17 protein-coding genes are annotated in these 17,544 nt (G+C 47.7%); 4 read left to right on the forward strand and 13 right to left on the reverse strand.

Annotated elements, in window-relative coordinates; genetic code table 11:
* Positions 1-16: 16 nt before the first annotated feature.
* On the reverse strand, positions 17-616 hold the full coding sequence (locus tag KWJ01_RS12105; protein ID WP_224996709.1) for a ribonuclease HII: 600 nt from the start codon (positions 614-616) through the stop codon (positions 17-19).
* Positions 617-829: 213 nt separating this feature from the next.
* Positions 830-1,468: a hypothetical protein gene (locus tag KWJ01_RS12110; RefSeq protein WP_224996710.1), complete on the reverse strand. Its 639-nt coding sequence runs from the start codon at positions 1,466-1,468 to the stop codon at positions 830-832.
* 213 nt (positions 1,469-1,681) lie between these two features.
* Between KWJ01_RS12110 and KWJ01_RS12115 the strand changes: the two genes are divergently transcribed.
* On the forward strand, positions 1,682-1,921 hold the full coding sequence (locus tag KWJ01_RS12115) for a hypothetical protein (protein ID WP_224996711.1): 240 nt from the start codon (positions 1,682-1,684) through the stop codon (positions 1,919-1,921).
* Positions 1,922-2,087: 166 nt separating this feature from the next.
* Here KWJ01_RS12115 and KWJ01_RS12120 read toward each other — a convergent pair whose 3' ends face one another.
* Positions 2,088-2,462: a DUF6122 family protein gene (locus KWJ01_RS12120; protein WP_224996712.1), complete on the reverse strand. Its 375-nt coding sequence runs from the start codon at positions 2,460-2,462 to the stop codon at positions 2,088-2,090.
* A gap of 50 nt (positions 2,463-2,512) precedes the next feature.
* Here KWJ01_RS12120 and KWJ01_RS12125 point away from each other — a divergent pair, with 50 nt between their 5' ends.
* The 3 genes from KWJ01_RS12125 to KWJ01_RS12135 all read left to right on the forward strand — a co-directional run bounded on the left by KWJ01_RS12125 (position 2,513) and on the right by KWJ01_RS12135 (position 5,225).
* Positions 2,513-3,079: an NUDIX hydrolase gene (locus tag KWJ01_RS12125; protein ID WP_224996713.1), complete on the forward strand. Its 567-nt coding sequence runs from the start codon at positions 2,513-2,515 to the stop codon at positions 3,077-3,079.
* A gap of 4 nt (positions 3,080-3,083) precedes the next feature.
* The gene (locus KWJ01_RS12130; protein ID WP_224996714.1) at positions 3,084-4,457 is read left to right on the forward strand and encodes an MATE family efflux transporter; all 1,374 of its coding nucleotides are present in this window, start codon (positions 3,084-3,086) and stop codon (positions 4,455-4,457) included.
* Positions 4,458-4,661: 204 nt separating this feature from the next.
* Complete coding sequence (locus tag KWJ01_RS12135; protein ID WP_224996715.1) at positions 4,662-5,225, forward strand: acyl-CoA thioesterase; 564 nt, start codon at positions 4,662-4,664, stop codon at positions 5,223-5,225.
* 293 nt (positions 5,226-5,518) lie between these two features.
* Here the strand turns inward: KWJ01_RS12135 and KWJ01_RS12140 are convergent, their stop codons facing one another.
* The 10 genes from KWJ01_RS12140 to KWJ01_RS12185 form a co-directional block, all read right to left on the reverse strand.
* Entirely contained in the window at positions 5,519-6,358 is an 840-nt protein-coding gene (locus tag KWJ01_RS12140; RefSeq protein ID WP_224996716.1) for a universal stress protein, read from the reverse strand.
* A gap of 315 nt (positions 6,359-6,673) precedes the next feature.
* Entirely contained in the window at positions 6,674-7,729 is a 1,056-nt protein-coding gene (locus KWJ01_RS12145; protein ID WP_224996717.1) for a glycosyltransferase, read from the reverse strand.
* Positions 7,726-8,709 carry a glycosyltransferase gene (locus KWJ01_RS12150; protein ID WP_224996718.1) on the reverse strand — a complete coding sequence of 328 codons (984 nt, stop codon included), beginning with the start codon at positions 8,707-8,709 and terminating at the stop codon, positions 7,726-7,728. Before KWJ01_RS12150 ends, KWJ01_RS12145 begins: the two co-directional genes overlap by 4 nt.
* 318 nt (positions 8,710-9,027) lie before the next feature.
* Complete coding sequence (locus KWJ01_RS12155; protein WP_224996719.1) at positions 9,028-9,936, reverse strand: glycosyltransferase family 2 protein; 909 nt, start codon at positions 9,934-9,936, stop codon at positions 9,028-9,030.
* Between the two features lie 483 nt (positions 9,937-10,419).
* A complete protein-coding gene (locus KWJ01_RS12160) occupies positions 10,420-11,067 on the reverse strand; it encodes a hypothetical protein (protein ID WP_224996720.1) in 648 nt (215 codons plus the stop codon).
* A gap of 593 nt (positions 11,068-11,660) precedes the next feature.
* Positions 11,661-12,674 carry a glycosyltransferase gene (locus tag KWJ01_RS12165; RefSeq protein WP_224996721.1) on the reverse strand — a complete coding sequence of 338 codons (1,014 nt, stop codon included), beginning with the start codon at positions 12,672-12,674 and terminating at the stop codon, positions 11,661-11,663.
* A complete protein-coding gene (locus KWJ01_RS12170) occupies positions 12,634-13,575 on the reverse strand; it encodes a glycosyltransferase family 2 protein (RefSeq protein WP_224996722.1) in 942 nt (313 codons plus the stop codon). The genes KWJ01_RS12165 and KWJ01_RS12170 overlap by 41 nt, the downstream gene beginning before the upstream one ends.
* Before the next feature lie 6 nt (positions 13,576-13,581).
* On the reverse strand, positions 13,582-14,592 hold the full coding sequence (locus KWJ01_RS12175; protein WP_224996723.1) for a polysaccharide deacetylase family protein: 1,011 nt from the start codon (positions 14,590-14,592) through the stop codon (positions 13,582-13,584).
* 3 nt (positions 14,593-14,595) lie between these two features.
* Positions 14,596-16,263, reverse strand: coding sequence for a glycosyltransferase (locus tag KWJ01_RS12180; protein WP_224996724.1), 1,668 nt, complete (start codon positions 16,261-16,263; stop codon positions 14,596-14,598).
* Positions 16,260-17,543: a glycosyltransferase family 2 protein gene (locus KWJ01_RS12185; protein WP_224996725.1), complete on the reverse strand. Its 1,284-nt coding sequence runs from the start codon at positions 17,541-17,543 to the stop codon at positions 16,260-16,262. Before KWJ01_RS12185 ends, KWJ01_RS12180 begins: the two co-directional genes overlap by 4 nt.
* Between the last annotated feature and the right edge of the window lies 1 nt (position 17,544).

Raw genomic sequence — 17,544 nt, forward strand, 5'->3', positions numbered from 1 at the left:
AATGCCGGCTGGTTAACTATACCTTTTCACTCTTGTACTCCTTCACTCCTTTAAAGCTCTTTCGGTGCAGTGGGGTTGGCCCCCATTCCAGCAGGGCTTTTTTATGTTCAGGGGTGGGGTAGCCCATGTTGCGTGCCCAGCCATACTGCGGGTGCTCTTCAGAAAGGGCCTCCATGAGTGCATCCCGATGGGTTTTGGCCAGCACAGAAGCTGCTGCAATAGAGGCATAGAGGCTATCGCCTTTTACAATACACACATGCTCAATACATGGATAGGGCCTGAAGCGATTACCATCGATAAGCAGCAGTCGGGGTGTAAGTTGCAGCTGGGCAACTGCCCGGTGCATGGCCAGCAGGCTCGCCTGCAGAATGTTATGCTGGTCTATTTCGGCAGGACTGCAGCTGGCTACAGCCCAGGCCAGGGCTTCCTTTTTGATGATAGGGGCCAGCTCCTGCCGCTGTTGCGGATTTAATTGTTTGGAGTCGTTTAAAAGGGGGTGATAAAAAGTATGCGGCAGTACCACGGCTGCTGCAACCACCGGTCCGGCCAGGCAGCCCCTGCCGGCTTCATCACAGCCGGCCTCCGGCACTAAGGTTTGATAGTATTGACGTAGCATAATCTCCTAAAAATAGGCAGATCGCCCTTAAACACAAACCTGCTACTGGCTGCTGCAGTGGCGAAGTGGTAGAAAAAAACTGATTTTCATGTTAAATAACCCTTCAACAACTGATCAGGGGTAAAAAAGAGAAGCAGTCTGCATAGCATGAGCTGCTACCGACTGCTTCTTTTTCAATGTTTATAAATTTTCTGGTGTGCTAAAAAGCAGGTTTTACTCTCTTTCCATTTCTACTGCCATTGTTACACCAGTTTCTTTTTGCAGTGCTTCCATATAATCTTCACGGGCATCTGCCAGTTTCTCATTAGCGGCTTTTAGCTTTTCAGCGGCATCTTCGTGTCTGCCGGCATCACTTCTCTGCTGTGCGGTCTGCACAGTTCTTTTGGCCTCAGCTACTTTTGCCCTGGCTTCTTTTACCTCTTTCTGGCCCTCTCTGCTTAGCTGTCCGGCAGGATTATAGGTACCGGTTTCTACATTTTTAAGGTCTGCTTCAATGCGGTACCACTTTTTCTCCATTTCCTCCAGGTTGCTGGTCAGTGATGCTTCATCGGCAGTAATGCTCTCCTCATCCAGGGTCCAGTAAGCAAGGCGCTTCTGCTCTTCGCCCATCACCCGTTGGGCTCTGGCTTCTGCCTCTGCTTCGCCTTCGGCCATAGGCTGGTCTTCTGCTGTTGCAGTATCGGCTGTTGTGGCATTAGAGGTGCGGTCTATTATCATCTCATCATTGTCTACACCTTCTCCATTAGTACTGATGTAGCCCGGATCACCAGATTCTGGTTGGGTTCGTTCTCCATCACTACAGGCGGCCAGCATGGTTGCGGCCATAAAAATCATTATGCTTAGCTTTTTCATAATCTTAAAAAAATTAGGTTCACCAGCACCTTGTTTACAAGCCTTCAAAAGGCTTTTGGTACCGGAACGATTGCTTTTACGTCTCTGATTATCAAACGGTTCTCAGTTGGAGAAGTTTTTTTTCAAAGCTCAACCTTTGCGCAAATTCTACGTAATAGAAATCCCCGTTATGTTAACGGCAACCCATTTTTTAGCCTTTAGAAACTGTTTTTTATGAGAATTGTAAACACTCCTGTTAAAAGTGATTTTTTTGATAACCTGCAAAACTGGTCCAGTCAGGAGAAGTCCTGTAGCATTGTTTACAGGCAAAACGACGGTAGTTCTGTTAAAGTAAATTCTGTTATTGTAGATCTGTTTTCATGGCAGGGCAATAACTATATACTGATGGAAAAAGGACAACTCATACGCCTGGACAGGCTTGTTAGTGTGGAGGACGTTACCACCATATCATAATTTAGGATTAGAATCCTTGAGGGTGTAATCCTGCTGATGATCACTATGATGATCCATGCCTGCAGTGAAATATCCATTAAAGTGCACCTGCTGTAATTGCTCACTACGGGTAAAATAAAGATATACTGCTAACTGGCAGCAGCTGGTAAATCAGTTATATGCGCTTTTATAAATAGCTGCACACCCAGCTTATGGCGGATTTATCGCAGCAGGCTGGACAGTTCTTTAGCATCCAGATGCAGTCGATAAAGTCGGTGAGCATGTGAAAGAGCAGGCCAAGTGCAACTATGCGTATAGATTTGTAAGGCAGGAGCAGCAGCACTACATAGCCTATGATTGCCGGCAGGGTATGCAGGGGGTGAAAACCTATGCTGCAGCGCTCCGGGTCGAAAACAGGTGTGCTAAGCAGGTGGTCAAGATCTACCAGCATGGTAAGCACCATCAGGAACCAGGCCCGGAGCCACATGGGCCTGAAAAAAGTCCAGGCCAGCAGCCCGGGCACCAGGAAGTGCATGCTATAATGAAAAAATGCCTGTACCAATCAGCTCGTTTTATGCCGAAAGGTAGAAGATTCCTCTTAATTTTGCGGCCATGAATTTTGAAAAAACATACGACCCTAACCATAATCCCTGGACAACCACCAACAGCAGGCCTGTTTATGAAAACCCCTGGATACGCGTGCGCGAAGACCAGGTGCTAAACCCATCCGGTAATCCGGGTATTTATGGTGTGGTAAGCTTCAGGAACTGGGCGCTCGGTATTATTCCCTTAGATGAAGATAATAATACCTGGCTGGTGGGACAGTACCGTTATTCGCTGAATGAATGGAGCTGGGAAATACCCATGGGCGGAGGCCCGAAGGAATCTGATATTCTGGAATCGGCCAAACGGGAGCTGAAAGAAGAAACCGGCTACACCGCTGCCCGCTGGACCAATATCATGCGCATTCATACCTCCAACTCGGTTACCGACGAAACCGGCTATGTGTACCTGGCAGAGGAGCTTACCCCTGGCGAAGAAGAGCCTGAAGAGACCGAGCAGCTTGTAGTAAAAAAACTGTCGCTGAAAGAAGCGGTAGCATGGGTGATGGAAGGAAAAATAACGGATAGCATTTCCGTTGCAGGGCTTTTAAAAGTAGCCCGTATGAAGGGTATTTAATCAAATGACATCCACCACCGCTCACGCTTCAACCTCCTGGAAATGGCAGGCACGGCGTATCCTGCAAATAGCTTTACCGGTAATGCTCAGCTACCTGGGCCACGTGCTGGTAGGTACCGCCGATAGTATGATGGTGGGGCAGCTGGGTAAAGTGCCGCTGGCAGCGGTTTCCCTGGCAAACAGCATTGTAGTACTGCCCATGATGTTTGGCCTGGGCCTAAGCTACGGGCTTACGCCCCTGGTAGCTGCTGCAGATGGCAGGGGCAACCGGCGCCGGATTGCTAACCTGCTACAGCACAGCCTGCTCATAAATGTACTGGCTGGCGCGGCATTGGCCGGCCTTATTGTGTTGCTGCTGCCCTTTCTGGATGATATGGAACAGCCTCCTGCAGTGGTAGACATTGTAGGTGCCTATCTGGCCATTGCTGCCGGTTCTCTTATTCCGCTCATGGCATTCCAGGCTTTCAAGCAGTTTGCAGAAGGCCTGGGCTATACCCGGCAGGCCATGTACATTACCCTGCTGGCAAATGGTGTAAACGTATTCTTTAACTGGCTGCTTATATACGGCAACTGGGGTTTCCCGGCCTTGGGATTGGCTGGTGCCGGCTGGGCTACCCTGCTCTCCAGGATACTGATGGCAATTGGCATGGCCTGGTATTGCTATAAAAGCCCCTTGTTTGAGCGTTACAGGGACTATTTTCACTTTTCGCGTTTCAAGAAGAAAATGTCGGTGAAGCTGATAAAGCTTGGTATTCCCATGGGGCTGCAGTTTACTTTCGAGGTAGGTGCTTTTAGCGGAGCCGTTATCATGGCTGGCTGGATCAGCGATACAGCCCAGGCAGCCCACCAGATTGCCATCAACCTGGCCTCCATGAGCTATATGATTGCCTCTGGTATTAGTGCCGCAGCAACCGTGCAGGTGGGCAACCTGCTGGGGCGAAAGGATGTGGCTGGTTTGCGCACCGCAGCCGTTACATCTGCAGTGCTCGTGCTGGTACTGCAAACCCTTTTTGCGCTGCTGTTCCTGTTTGGCCGCCACCTTTTGCCTACCCTGTACATCGATAATACCAATGTTATTGATATTGCAGCCGGCTTGCTCGTGATTGCCGCTTTCTTCCAATTATCAGACGGTTTGCAGGTGGTGGGCTTAGGTGCTCTCAGGGGTATGGAAGATGTGCGCGTTCCTACCTGGATTACCCTCTTTGCCTACTGGATACTGGCACTGCCGCTTGGGTACCTGCTTGGTTTTACCTTTGATCTGGGTATTGTAGGCGTGTGGTGGGGGCTGCTTACGGGTCTTACCGTTGCTGCCATTCTTCTTGCCGTACGATTCTGGTGGCTCAGTGATAAATCAAGAATACAGCAGCTTGGCGCATGATTGTTCTCTTGCACATCTGTTAATTGCATTGTTTCATTTCTGATTATTCAAACTGTATATAAAGTGAATAATCAGAAATGAAATTGCTGCTATGCCTTATCTTTAGCATTACTATTTTTTGGCTTGTTATTCCACGCCCTACAGGTGAATGGTGTACTTGCCGGAGTGTAGGAATGCTGTTTTTAATTTTTTACGTCAATTAGCATGCAACAATCACTAGATGCCAGGCCTGTTAGCGCCAGCCGTACTACCCTTACAGAACTGATGATACCTTCCTATGCCAATTTTGGTGGCAAAATTCATGGAGGTATTTTGCTTAGCCTGATGGATAAGGTTGCTTACGCCTGCGCCAGTAAACACAGTGGGGCTTATTGTGTAACCGTATCGGTAGATAATGTCGATTTTATGCAGCCGGTAGAGGTGGGAGAGCTCATTTCTCTGAACGCCTCGATGAACTATGTGGGCAAAAGCAGCATGGTGGTGGGCATAAGGGTTACTGCAGAAAACGTAAAGGAGCGCTTCGTTAAACATACCAATACCAGCTATTTTACCATGGTAGCCAAAGACGAAGAGGGCCGTCCGTTCCAGGTGCCCCCGCTTATACTGGAGACTCAGAATGATGTACGCCGCTTTATTGAAGCCAGGGAGCGCCGCAGAATTTATTTTCAGAGCCGTGAGCTGATGCAGAAAGCCAAGCAGGCCTTCAATCTCCAGGAAGAAGTTATAAAGCTGGAAGGCGAACGCTGTGTGCTGCAGGTAAACATTTGATAGAGGAGGAGAGGGAAGTGTATCCTGCTTAGCAAAGAGTTTCTTTCTTAGCATCGCGGGGGCTCATTTATTGATAAGCACCGCTTTTGCCGGCTGTAAAAAGCGAAAGCCCGGCTACTATTGTAACCAGGCCTTCTAACCTAAACCCCATTGATACCAGATACAATAACTAAGCCAAAACAGTATTGATGTACCAGGGTTAGCCAAAATATTCAGCAGCATGCTACTCCAAAATCATGGGTGCGTTGTAAACAGCTCTAGCCGCAGCCTTTTAGCCAGAGGTAGCACCCTAATCAAAACTCCTTAAGCACCAGCATGGGAACAGGGGTGTGGAAAGCCAGCCTGTGCGTAACACTCTTGTTTAGCAGGTGGTACAGGGGGCCATGTTTCCGGGGCAAAATGCACAGCAGGGTAGCCTGCTTTTCCTTTACATAATTAATAATGCCCACCTCTGGGTCATCTGCCTCTTCCACCTTCAGAATAGGGGTAAAGGAGCTGAATAAATTCTCCAGAGCCAGTAGATTCAGCGCCTTTTCTTTAGGTAAATGATTTAAATCTTTGCCTGTATGCAGCAGGTGTAAACGGGGTTTAAATTGTGTTAACCAGGGCTTTAGTTGTTCTGCGGCTTTTTCCTGTGGCATGTCTTTGCAGTCGGTGGCAAAAACCACAGCATCTGGCAGGGCAAAAGAGCAGGCAGGTGGCACCACCAACACCGGCACCTCGCTGTTGCGGATAGTGGCAGTGGTAACATTGCCAATGTATTCTTCCAGGGCACTGCAGGGGTGAGCAGGCATGATGATCAGGTCAACGTTGTTCTTTTCAGATACTTCGCAGATATCCGGCACCGCCGGTCCATACTCACAAAAAAACTGGTAAGGTGCAGCACATTGTTGCAGCAGCCTTTGCTCGAGCTCTGCAAACTTCAGTTCTGTAGTTTCGCGTAGTTCTTCCTCATAGTAGGGAGCCAGTGCCATAGCACTGGCACCGGTAACTGCGGCAGGCAGATGGTAGGTGTGTAAAATGAAAAGCTTTGCCCCGGGTAAGTGCCTGACGAGCGATACGGCATAACGTAAGGCGTTATCGGAATGGGATGTAAAATCTACAGGGACCAGTATTTTTTTCAGCGTTTTCATGACAGGGAAGATTTATTACAATCAAGATATTACTCTTCCAGCTGTATTGCCATGAGTGGGGTCAGCTCCCGGAGTGATTTTCGTCAGATATTCTGCAGGAGTTTACAGTAGCAGCTTGCCGGGGTTAAACATGCTGATATTCAGGTGGTTGCGAGGCAAATAGACTGCCTTCATGCTCCTTGCCCGGGCCAGAAAACGTTTTGGTTTGGCTTATCCTGAATTGGCTTTACGCTTTATAAGGCTTTAAGCGTAATGCCTGTGTGGACTGCAGGTGCAAAGGCATAAACAGTATTGGTGGTTGTTTTCCCCTCCGGCTTACGCAGCTACAAAAGTATTAGTCTTTTTTTTTACCGGACCTTCCTTGCGAAGCTTTTTTCGAAGTGCCACCACATGATTAAAATTCTCCTGCAGGGCCTTGAAACCCGTGAAAAAAGATTTTATTCTTGTTTTAAGAATGATACACTGCACCTTGGTAATCTTGCCCTCTTCAGACTTTTTATTGATGAACTGGTAGCGCCACCAAAGAGGTACATATTTCTTTACATGGTAAAAAAAGCTTCGGCTTAGCTTCCTGTAAAAGGTAATGCGGCTGGGGCTGTTTGTTTCTAGCAGGATCTTGTATGGCTCGAGCACCTCAAAGCAGCCGGCGCTTTCCCTGATATAACGCTGGTAGTACTGCCAGTTCAGGCGGTCGGTGGTAATAAAATGTTCAAACTGCAGGCGTTCGTCGTACCTGATTTCATAGCCTGCCAGTGCCAATCCATAGCAAAGCTCATGGTCGCCGCCGGAGGTAAGCTGAGCTGCCATCCTATCGGCTAAAATAGAGCGAAAGCCAGCCTTATACACAGCGTAATAGGCAGATTTTCTTAAGATGCTGCCTGCACCATACAGCCTGTTTGTGGCCACTTTTCCTGATGTTGGCGCCTGGGGTCCGCCTGCATATAATGAATAGGCTGCCAGCCAGGAAGGAGGGGTAGTTTCGTATACGAATATACCCATGCCTCCCAATACAGCACAGTTGGGGTGTTGCTGCATTACATCAAAGGCAATCTCCACGTAATCCTGCTTTAGCCAGTTGTCATCATCGCACATAATAATGTAGTCGTACTGTGCTGTTCTGAATCCCATTTCGCGGGCATAGCTGAGGCCTGGCACAGGCTGATGCACCACCTTAAAATGAGCCTGGCAGTTGTACTTACTCCATTCCTCTTTAGCCAGCGCAGCAGTATTATCGGTAGAGGCATTGTCTACCAGAACCAGCTCCCAGTTAACATTGCTCCTTACCTGCTGTTCAGCGATGTGACGCAGGGTTTTGGGCAACCTGGCGGAGCCGTTGTAAGTACAGATTACTATGGATATACCTGCTTTCACGGATAATTAAGCATCATTTTGGTGTATAACTTCAGGATCTGCCAGTACATGCCGAAATCCTGGTGCATGCGCAGTGCTTCCCTGATCTGTGCCCTAACGCTCTGTCTATTGTAAGAGGAGTGCCACAGCCGGTTGGCTACCCTAAGGGCATAATGTGCATAGAATTTAAGGGCCTGTTTGCGAACGCCTGAGCGTGCCGTTTCAGGCAAATATTGCTGTATTGTATTGATTACCCACTGCAGGTCCTGCATATTTTTTGCACTAGCAAATGCCTGACCGGAGATAGAAAGCTGATGCATCCTGTAATCTGCCAGCACTTGTGGGGTATAGGCCATGGGGTAGTCTTTAGCAATGCGCATCCACATTTCCCAGTCCTCACCGTAGGTAACACCATAAAAGCCTCCCAGCTTTTCGTAAACATCCCGTTTAACAGAAATAGCACAATACTGGATGCGCTGCTTCTGTCCCAGGCGTACCAGCCAGTTATCCAGCACACAATCCCTTTCTGCTTCTGTCTGATACTTGTAAGGCAGGTATGTGCTTGTTTCGGTAATATAGTGAAAGTGGCAAAAGGCTGCACCAGCCTGGGGAAAGCGCTGGAAGAGCTCCTCCATCTTCTGGTAATAGCCTGGTCTTACCCTGTCGTCGCCATGGAGCAGGTGCACCAGGTGCCCGCGGGAGCGGTTTAAACAGGTTTCGAAGTTTTTAAGGCTGCCCAGGTTTTGTTCCTGCCTGAAGTAAGCAACCCTGCCTTTACCAATCTGCTCTACGAGTGCCTTTACATCTGCATCTGTGCTGGCATCATCTACCACCTCAATCTGCATCTGCGCTTCTCCTAAATCCTGCTCCAGGACAGCCTGCAGTGTTTCCTGCAAAAACTGGCTGCAATTGTACACAGGGATCATGACTGACCACAGGGGCCTGTGCACCGATTGCGGTACCGGTTGAATAATCGGAGGATTCAGGAGGATACGATTCACACAATTTCACTTAAATAGCGCAGGATGCTGCAGGAGCATCTAAAAATTTCCTTTAAAAGGTAAATTTTACCTAAATATAATAAAAATAAACAAAACCTATGTTGCCACATTTAAAGATGGTATCCTTTTTAATCGAAATTTAAGAATTTTTGTTGCAGACGTTCTTGATATGAAGATCATGCCACACCCGCCGAAGGTTAAAATTGCAGGGCTGGCTGAAGGAATGGCAGGTTTATCTATAATTTTTATACTGTGAACGGTATGGCTATCTATCGGATCCTGCTTGCCTTTGCGCAGGAGTATACCCGCCACGCTTATCTAAGTACCCAGCTTTCTTCTGATTCTGTTTAAGAGATCTTTTCCCTGTTTTGGCAGCCTGTCGGCTATGTAGTGAAGCATTGGCCTGCGGTATGGCTTCAGTGCTTTCTGCAACAGTCTGTTTACCTGTGGGTAATGCAGGTTCTGTTGCTGTAGGTAACGCTCCAGCCACTCCAGGTAGCGCAGCCGTACCTGATGGTAATCTGTTTTCCATGACTTTTCAACCATAGAGTCGGGGTGCTGCCGGTAGCGGTTGTTGCAGCTGGAAGCTACATACACCGGCTCATGCAGGTAAAACTTAGAGAGAAAAACCTGGTCTTCGTACATTCCGGTAAAGGCTTCTTCAAAGCCCTCCCATTTTACCAGCAGGTCTTTTTTTACCAGTATGCCACACATGCATGGTGCCGAAGCTGTTGTAAGAGGGTACAGTTCTGACATCAGGCGGGGAGGAAGAAAAACTTCATCCTGCCTCACTCCAATCTGCCCTACCCAGTCTTCCTGTTGCCCGTTCCAGCTGTACCAGTACTCGGTAGCCTCGCAAACCATGGCTACTTTGTGCTCCTGCAGCAAAGCCAGCAGCTGAGATAGCAGCTTCGGCAGCCAAACATCATCGGCATCCAGAAAGGCAACCAGTTCACCAGAGGCATTTGCAATACCAACATTACGCGAGGCGCTTAAACCACGGTTAATATGGTTCTTATGTTCCAGGTAAATTATTTTTCCGGGATATTGGGTAGCATATTTCTTTGCCAGCTTTGTGCTGTTGTCGGTTGAGCCATCGTCTATCAGCAGCAGCTCCCAACTGGTGTATTCCTGCGCCAGAACACTCTCTACGGCTTCAGCGAGGTAACGTTCAGCATCCAGAAAGCAGGTAATTACTGATATTTTCGGACCAACAGATTCCATCATCACTGCTCATTGCTTAAAACACCAGTTTGTTTGCTTTCCCATAGCTTGTTCCAGCAGTTGCTGCCCTTAAACAAGCTTACCAGATCAGTACCTTTTATGGTAAAGGGTACATATTAGAAGAAGCTTTGCCTCTTGATTGTTTTTAATTTGGCTTAGAAAAGCAGAGCAACTTTTAGTAGAAATAATAGCTTCCTTTTCTGCCTCAGAGAATGTTTTTAATAGCTCGCCTGCTGCCAGTATTTTCTTTTCAATGCTGAACAAATGATCAATCCAACCTTGTAGAGTCTTTGGTACAGTAGTTTAGGGGATGAGAAGAAATTAGTCTATGTTTAAGTATGCTAAAGTCTTAAAGAAGGGGCTGATAAAGAATTGAAAGCTTTAAGCATCATTGGTGATAAATTTTCGAGAATAACGAAACAGCTCCAGTTCGCTATCAACTGGAGCTGTTTAATTTTTAGCGGCATTGGTGACTTAAGGATAATACTAAAAAACTCCAAAAGCGTAGTAAACTCTTAAATTCAGCCACATCCTAAGATCTTTCTCCCCTACATCAAGAGGATATTTTTGATCGTAATTAAACATCAGTTTATGTTCAGCATGAAAATTATTATATGAGAAGGATGTAACAACATCAAATGTCCCATAGTCAAGATTATGTGGAAATGAAAAACCATTAACGGATTGCACCGTGTAGCTTTTATTGGTGAACAACCAGGTATGTCCCAATCCTAAAGAAAGGCCAAATTTTGAATCTGCATCTGATATTCTATAGGAAGCCATGATGCTATGGTCTGTGATGAATTCTTTCACTGGTCTGGTAAGGTAACCATCTTTATAATAAACAAGGCCATAACGAAGGTTAGCATTGTAACCTATCGAAAGTTCTGGCCTTAGCTTATACATAATTCCCAGGTTCCCTCCGGCTTTGATCTGAGCTACAACTGCATATGAATAGACGGAAGTCATACTATGATCTATGAGCTCAGGGCTTCTTAACATAGCTCCGACAGTTAAATGTAGGCGTTTCACCTTCTGTTCTCCATCTTGTGAAAATGCAGGCACAACTAATAAAATCAAGAAAGCTGTAAATACATATCTTTTGAAAGTTGGAAAATGTAAGTAGTTGCGCATGATTTAATTATGGTAGTAGATCATTCAATCTAAAGGAAATATCTATGTTATCTACACATACGGAATATTCACATTCATGAGGGTAATTGGGGAAACCTGCTTTTTTAGCAGTATCTCATTTCTACATAACGCGCGTTAAGGGTTTAGTTGCTGCTAATCTGAATGTTATCATCTCATAAGCTCAAATACAAGCCGTCATTCCCCTGAAAAGGGAGATCTGTCTGCTTTTACAGGTAGAATCACCATTCCTGTTTTATCTGACAGATCTCCGCCTGCGCGGGAATGACGATTAAGGAGCAATTGACGCTGATGCTAAACCCATAATTCACGTTACTTAGTAAACCTGCCAGTAGCCGCAGCGCGATTAGAAGATTTTGTGCCAAAACCAACTATTGTTTCTTCTGGAGGAGATACAGCATTGTAAAACGGAGATAGTTTCCAGTATACCTGAGATCCACCGATACAAAAGAGGTCATTATCATATTTGTAGATTGCGAAAATGATACAATCTCCTCTATATCATGATAAATGATGATGTAGGTACCTCAAGTGGTCTGAAAGAACCTGGCAGGTGCAGAAAGATTTTTGCTTAGCTAGCTAATCCCTCTTTTTACCCGGCTTTTTAACACTTTTTTGGCCAGCGCCCATGCATTGGTTTTGGCTGTTAGCTGTAAAGCTTTTAATAGTGGCAGGTGTTGCAGAAAATAGGAAAGGATAAAGCTGCGCTTATAGAAAGCAGCCTGTACAATGGCAGCGGGCTCGCGGTTAGGGTTGGGGGTTTCTTGTATTCTCTCCGTGAGAAAGTGCAGTACCCTGAGGCAATCAACAATACCATCAACACTTCCTTTTGCCAACAGCGGGGTAAAGTTGTGCCGGTAGCATTCTATGTATGCAGCCGGTATGGTAAAGTCGCTGCCTGCATAATATTTCAGGTTCTGCAGAATCTGCTCTAGGTGTGCCTGCTCGTACTCCTTTTTCTTTTGTACCTGGTGCAGGCTTTGGGTATTTACGCGGTAGTCGAGCAGGGTTTCGGGCAGGGTATGGATTTTAAAGCGCTTGTAGAGCTTCGAGAACAGCTCAAAATCTTCTGAATACGGAACTGTATAGCCACCACACTGCTCCACCGCTTCTTTGCGGTAGACTACCGTGGGGTGGTAAATCCAGGATTCGAATATGGAGTTGTAGTAGTAGTATTCGCTTTTAAAATCATCCTGCTCCACAAACTGCCCCTCTTCTGTAATTACCCTGGCCCGGCATGTTACCATGGCACAATCCGGATTGGCCGCCAGATAGCCATACTGCTTCTGCAGCCGCTCCGGATGGCAGATATCGTCAGCATCCATGCGGGCAATCAAACCGGTACTGGCCAGTGCTATGCCTTTGTTCAGGGTGGGGCTTATGCTAAGGTTAGTTTCATTCTGGTAGAAGCGAATACGCGGGTCTGTATAGGAATTAATAATAGCAGCACTGCCATCGGTAGAGCCGTCGTCGATAATGATAAATTCAAAGTCTGTGAAGGTTTGCTGCAGCACACTGTCGATGGCCTCTGTAAGAAACCTTTCGGCATTATGCACGGGCATTAATACCGATAGCTTTGGCTTTTGCACGAGCTTTTCGCTTGATTTTACTTAATATGTTTTTACCCTCCTGCGGCAGCCTTTGCTTAAAAAAATAAAGCATGGGTCTGCGGTAAGGCATCAGGGCATCCGCTAAAAGCCTGTTTATTTCCGGGTGGTTTATATTCTCCTGCTGCAGGTACTGCTCCAGCCATTCCAGGTATTGCAGCCTTACATCTTTAAAATTTGTTCTCCAGGAGGTTTTAACCATAGAGTCGGGGTGCTGGCGATAGAGGTTATTGCAGCTGGAAGAGATATAGACCTTTTCGTGCAGGTAAATCTTGGTGAGGAATGCCTGGTCGTCGTACATGCCGGTAAAGGATTCATCCCAGCTCCCCCACTTCTGGAGAATGTCTTTCTTTATCAGAATGCCGCAAATACAGGGAGCGTGCCGGTTGCGCAGCGGGTACAGCTCAGTCATGAGGCGGGGCGGCAGAAACGTCTGATCCTGGCTGGTGCCAATTTGGACCAGCCAGTCTTTTTTATCCTGGTTCCAGCTGTACCAGTACAAAGTGGCTTCGCACACCATGGCTACCCTATGCTCCTGCAGCAAAGCCAGCAGGTGTGAGAGCAGCTGTGGCCGCCATACGTCATCGGCATCCAGAAAGGCAATTAATTCTCCTGATGCTTTTTCTATACCTGCATTGCGGGAGGCGCTTGAACCACGGTTGATGTGCCCCTCATGCTCCAGGTAAACTATTTTTCCGGGATATTGGGCTGCAAATTTCTTTGCCAGCTCAGTGCTGTTATCGGTAGAGCCGTCGTCGATCAGCAACAGCTCCCAATTGGTATATTCCTGCGCCAGCACGCTCTCTACGGCTTCTGCCAGGTAGCGTTCTGTGTTCAGAAAGCAGGTTATAATTGATATTTTCGGGTTCGTTAACCGGGTCATAAGCTACTATTGTCTGAACCAGTAAGTCAGGTACTTTTCAAACTGCTCTGCTGACCAGTTATTTACCTGATACCTGCTTATCAGAAACGGCTCTGTTTTTTTTGAAACAGGAGCGTGCTCAGTAGTGAAAGCAGCTTTAAAGCCAGACTGTTTGAGGGCCTGGATAGAATGATCGTTGTAATTGCCTGAAGGATATGCAAATAGCGTGATGGGGTAGGGGGTTACTTCTTCCAGCAGCTTTTTGCCTCCCAAAATCTCCTGCTGCTGCTGCTCCAGCGGGTGATGGCCCAGGGCCGGGTGGGTGATGGTGTGCCCCCCTATGGTAATACCTTCTGCCGTAGCCAGTGCCTTAAGCTGATCGGTACTCATGCAGCAATAGGCTGGCCGGGCCTCTTCCGCAATGCCTGCCCAGCTACGCAGATCGGTCAGCGCCTGCTGTTGTTCGGGATCAGTTAAAGGGCTTAGCTGTTCCCACAGCCGCAGGTACAATTGCGTGCGCAGGGTGGGGGCATCTGACGTGGCTACCCACGCCCTGTGCTTTTGCTGAAGTGCGGCTGTTAAACTGGTTTCCTCCTTCAGGTTAAAAGAAAACGGGCGCTCCCCAACCGGCATGCTAAGCTGTTGGGGAAGCACTGGCGTTTGCACCACAATGCGCTCCAGCTCATCCCACCAGAACTCTTTTTGGCGGCCTATGTTCTGGGTAGTTACAAATATGGTAGCAGGTATCTGCCATTTCTGCAGCAGGGGCAGGGCTGTTGTAAAATTGTCGGCATAACCATCATCAAAAGTAACCACCACACTTCTTCTGGGCAGCTTCTTTTGTTCCATTTGCCTTACCAGGCTGTTGGCAGAGGTGGTAATGCCCATACGGGCTAGCAGCTGCAACTGCTGCTCAAAGTTCTGGGGACTTACTGCCAGCTCCCAGGGGTCGGTGTCTGTGGTACCAATGCGGTGGTACATCAGTACCACCGCCTGATGCGTTAATCTTTTCTTTAGCTTCCACAGCCACTTTTTCATTGCTTATCCCAAATTTGGCTTAGTGGCTTTCACCGTGATAATAACCGGATAGTGAGGGTCTTCATAATCCAGCTGCTCCTTTTTTACCTCTGGCAGGCCCATGCCCTGAATAAATGCTGTAGCCACCCATACGTTGCCATAGGTATGAAACTCCACCTGCCGGGAGGGAAAGCATTTTTCGAACATCTTGCGCATGGCAAGTTCGGTAAAAGACCATAGCCAGGTTTTTTTCCACTCGCCGTGGTCTATTGGTGTAATGCCCGGCACAGTAAGCAGCAGGGTGCCCCCCGGTTTCAGTAAGCGATAGCAGGTTTTTACTGCTCCTTCAAAGTCGTAAATAAGGTGCAGGGTCTGGGCAAGCACAATACAATCGAACAGGTTATCCGGAATGTGGGGTGCATTGCTTAAGTCTCCTATGAAGGTTGCATCCGGGTTTCCTTCTTCAACATGGAGTATATCGCTCTTGGTAACCTTACTACCGCCATACTGGAGGGTGTAGGCGTTATCGCCAATATCAAGTACACGGCCCCTGATGCTGGCAGATTCCCGCTCCATAAAGTTTTCAATATAATAGCGGTCAATCGGGCCACCTCTTTCGTAGCCAAAGCTCACATCCAGAGGGGTGAGTCGTGCCAGGTCTCCTGCATCTACCTTGCCTATGCCAGGTTTAAAGTATTTATGCAGGCCTGCCTTATGCAGTGATCTTAGCGCAAAGGTGCTAAGACCCGCTTTTTTCAGCCCCTTTAACGCAAAAGGAGCAATGTTCTTTTTGATGAATTTCTTTGTCAAGGAGTTATTGCCGGTTAATACGTAGCTAACTAACATTTTTGGCTGGTGAACAGCAAGCATCTGAATGGCTGCCGGCGTAGGCTTAATGCTTCTCCGGATCAGCTTATCATACAATTCACCACAGTAATATTTTTTATAGATCCTGATGCCCCGTTTGTAGGCCTGATGTTCTTCCAGTGTTTGTAAATCCTTTTTCTGCTTTTCCAGCACCTCCAGTACTGTGCTAAGCATCAACGGATCATTGCCCGACATATTGGTGGAATGCTGGCGGTAGGCAGCCGTATTGGCACTGTGGTGTATAATCGGGTATTTTCTGGCTACTCTTAGGTAAAAATCATAGTCTTCACAGGCCCTGAGGCTGGTGTCGTACAGAAACTCCTTAAACACCCAGCTGCGGTACATTACTGTTGCATGCATGCCAATGTAGTTGCCATGCAGCATCACATAGTAATGGTTTGAGAGCACTTCTGTATAATCCTCCCGGATGATGTTCTCTTTTTCATACACCTTGTTGTGGGCGGTAGAGGCAAAGGCGGCCTTGGGGTGCTGCTGCAGGTAGTTATAATTTAGCTCCAGGGCATTTGGATACAGCCAGTCGTCGGCATCCAGAAACACCACATACTCTCCTTTACAATGCTGCACACCGGTATTTCTGGCGGCTGATAGGCCCTGGTTTTGCTGGTATACGTAAACAACCTGCGGATAAGATTCTGCCACTGCCCTGGTGTTGTCCTTAGAGCCATCATCCACCACCACCACTTCTACAGCAGGATACGACTGCTGTAAAACACTTTCGATGGCATTGGCCAGGTACCTGCCGTGATTATAGCAGGTAATGATCACGGAAGCCAGGGGAGGAGTGGGCTTATTACTTTCAATCATTGCGCAGTGTTTTTAGAAAAAGAGGGCTTCCGGCGGTTCTTCAGGTAAAATAACAGGCCGCTGCAAACACCCCTGATTTCAGACCAAAGGGTTTTATGGCGGAAACGGTAGTTTGGAAACCCCCGCAGGATCAGGAAAAAGTAGTACTTAGGCAGCGCCCGGAATAAATGCTTTTTATAGCGGGCCTGCGGGTATTGCTCCTGCTGAATCAGCGCAGCTGCTGTAAATCCCTTCATATAACTGAACAGCTGCCGGTGCAGGGCCTCCAGGCTGTTGCGGTGCCCATGGTATACCACTGCACGGGGCGTGTAGCAAATGCTGTATCCTTTTGCCAGAATCCGGTACCAGAGTTCCGAATCTTCGCTGCAGCCGGAGGCGCCGGCACCCAGGCGTTCATCAAAATAACCAATTTTTTCAAATATGGCTTTTTGAAATGCGGCGTTGGCACCTGCCCCTATTTCCCACACGGGCGGACCAATGGCCAGGGTATCATTAAAATACTGCTCGTTATAAAGCTTATCTACATAGCCGCGGTTAAAGCTCCAGTGTTTTTCAAAGATCAGCTGTGCTTCCGTATCCAGCTCGTTGGCAATTACCAGGCCGGTAAAGGCAGCAGCACCTGTTTGTTCAAAGCCCTGCCACACCCGGTATACCCAGTGCGGGTGTACGCTTACATCATCGTCGGTAAAGGCAATAAAGGGGGCTTTTGCCTTTTTGATGCCGGTATTCCTGGCAAATGACAGGCCAGGGGTAGGCTCCATGCAGTAAATAACCCCCTGATGTTTTTTTACTATATTTTCTGTACTGGCATCGGCAGGGGCATTGTCTACCACAATAATTTCCTGCGGCCTGTACGCCATGCGGTGCAGCGACTCCAGGCAATGGTTTAAAGAACTGGCCCTGTTGCGGGTGCAGATGATCACAGATACAGGTACTTCTGCCGGCTGACCCTGCAGGAGCTCCGGATTTAAAATAACGCTTAGCAGCGCTGTGCTCCCTGCAACATCTCCTTTTTGCAGTGCCAGGCTCCAGCGTTTGGCTGCGGCTTCCATACCCCTTTTTTTTGCATACTGTTCTACGGCAGGGGCTATGGCTGCAGCCAGCTTTTTGTAGTATTCCTTTTCGCTAATTTTCTGGCCCGGTTCTATAAAAACATGGCCTAGCGGCAGCTCCTCCCACCAGAACACAAGGTAGTGACCCTCTTCTGCCGGGCTAAGAGAGGGCATTGCCTGTTGCTGGTTCAGGTAAAGATGATGTATGTGATAGGGTGGAAACGCCATG

The organism is Cesiribacter sp. SM1 (assembly GCF_020178975.1).
Taxonomy (GTDB): Bacteria; Bacteroidota; Bacteroidia; order Cytophagales; family Cyclobacteriaceae; genus Cesiribacter.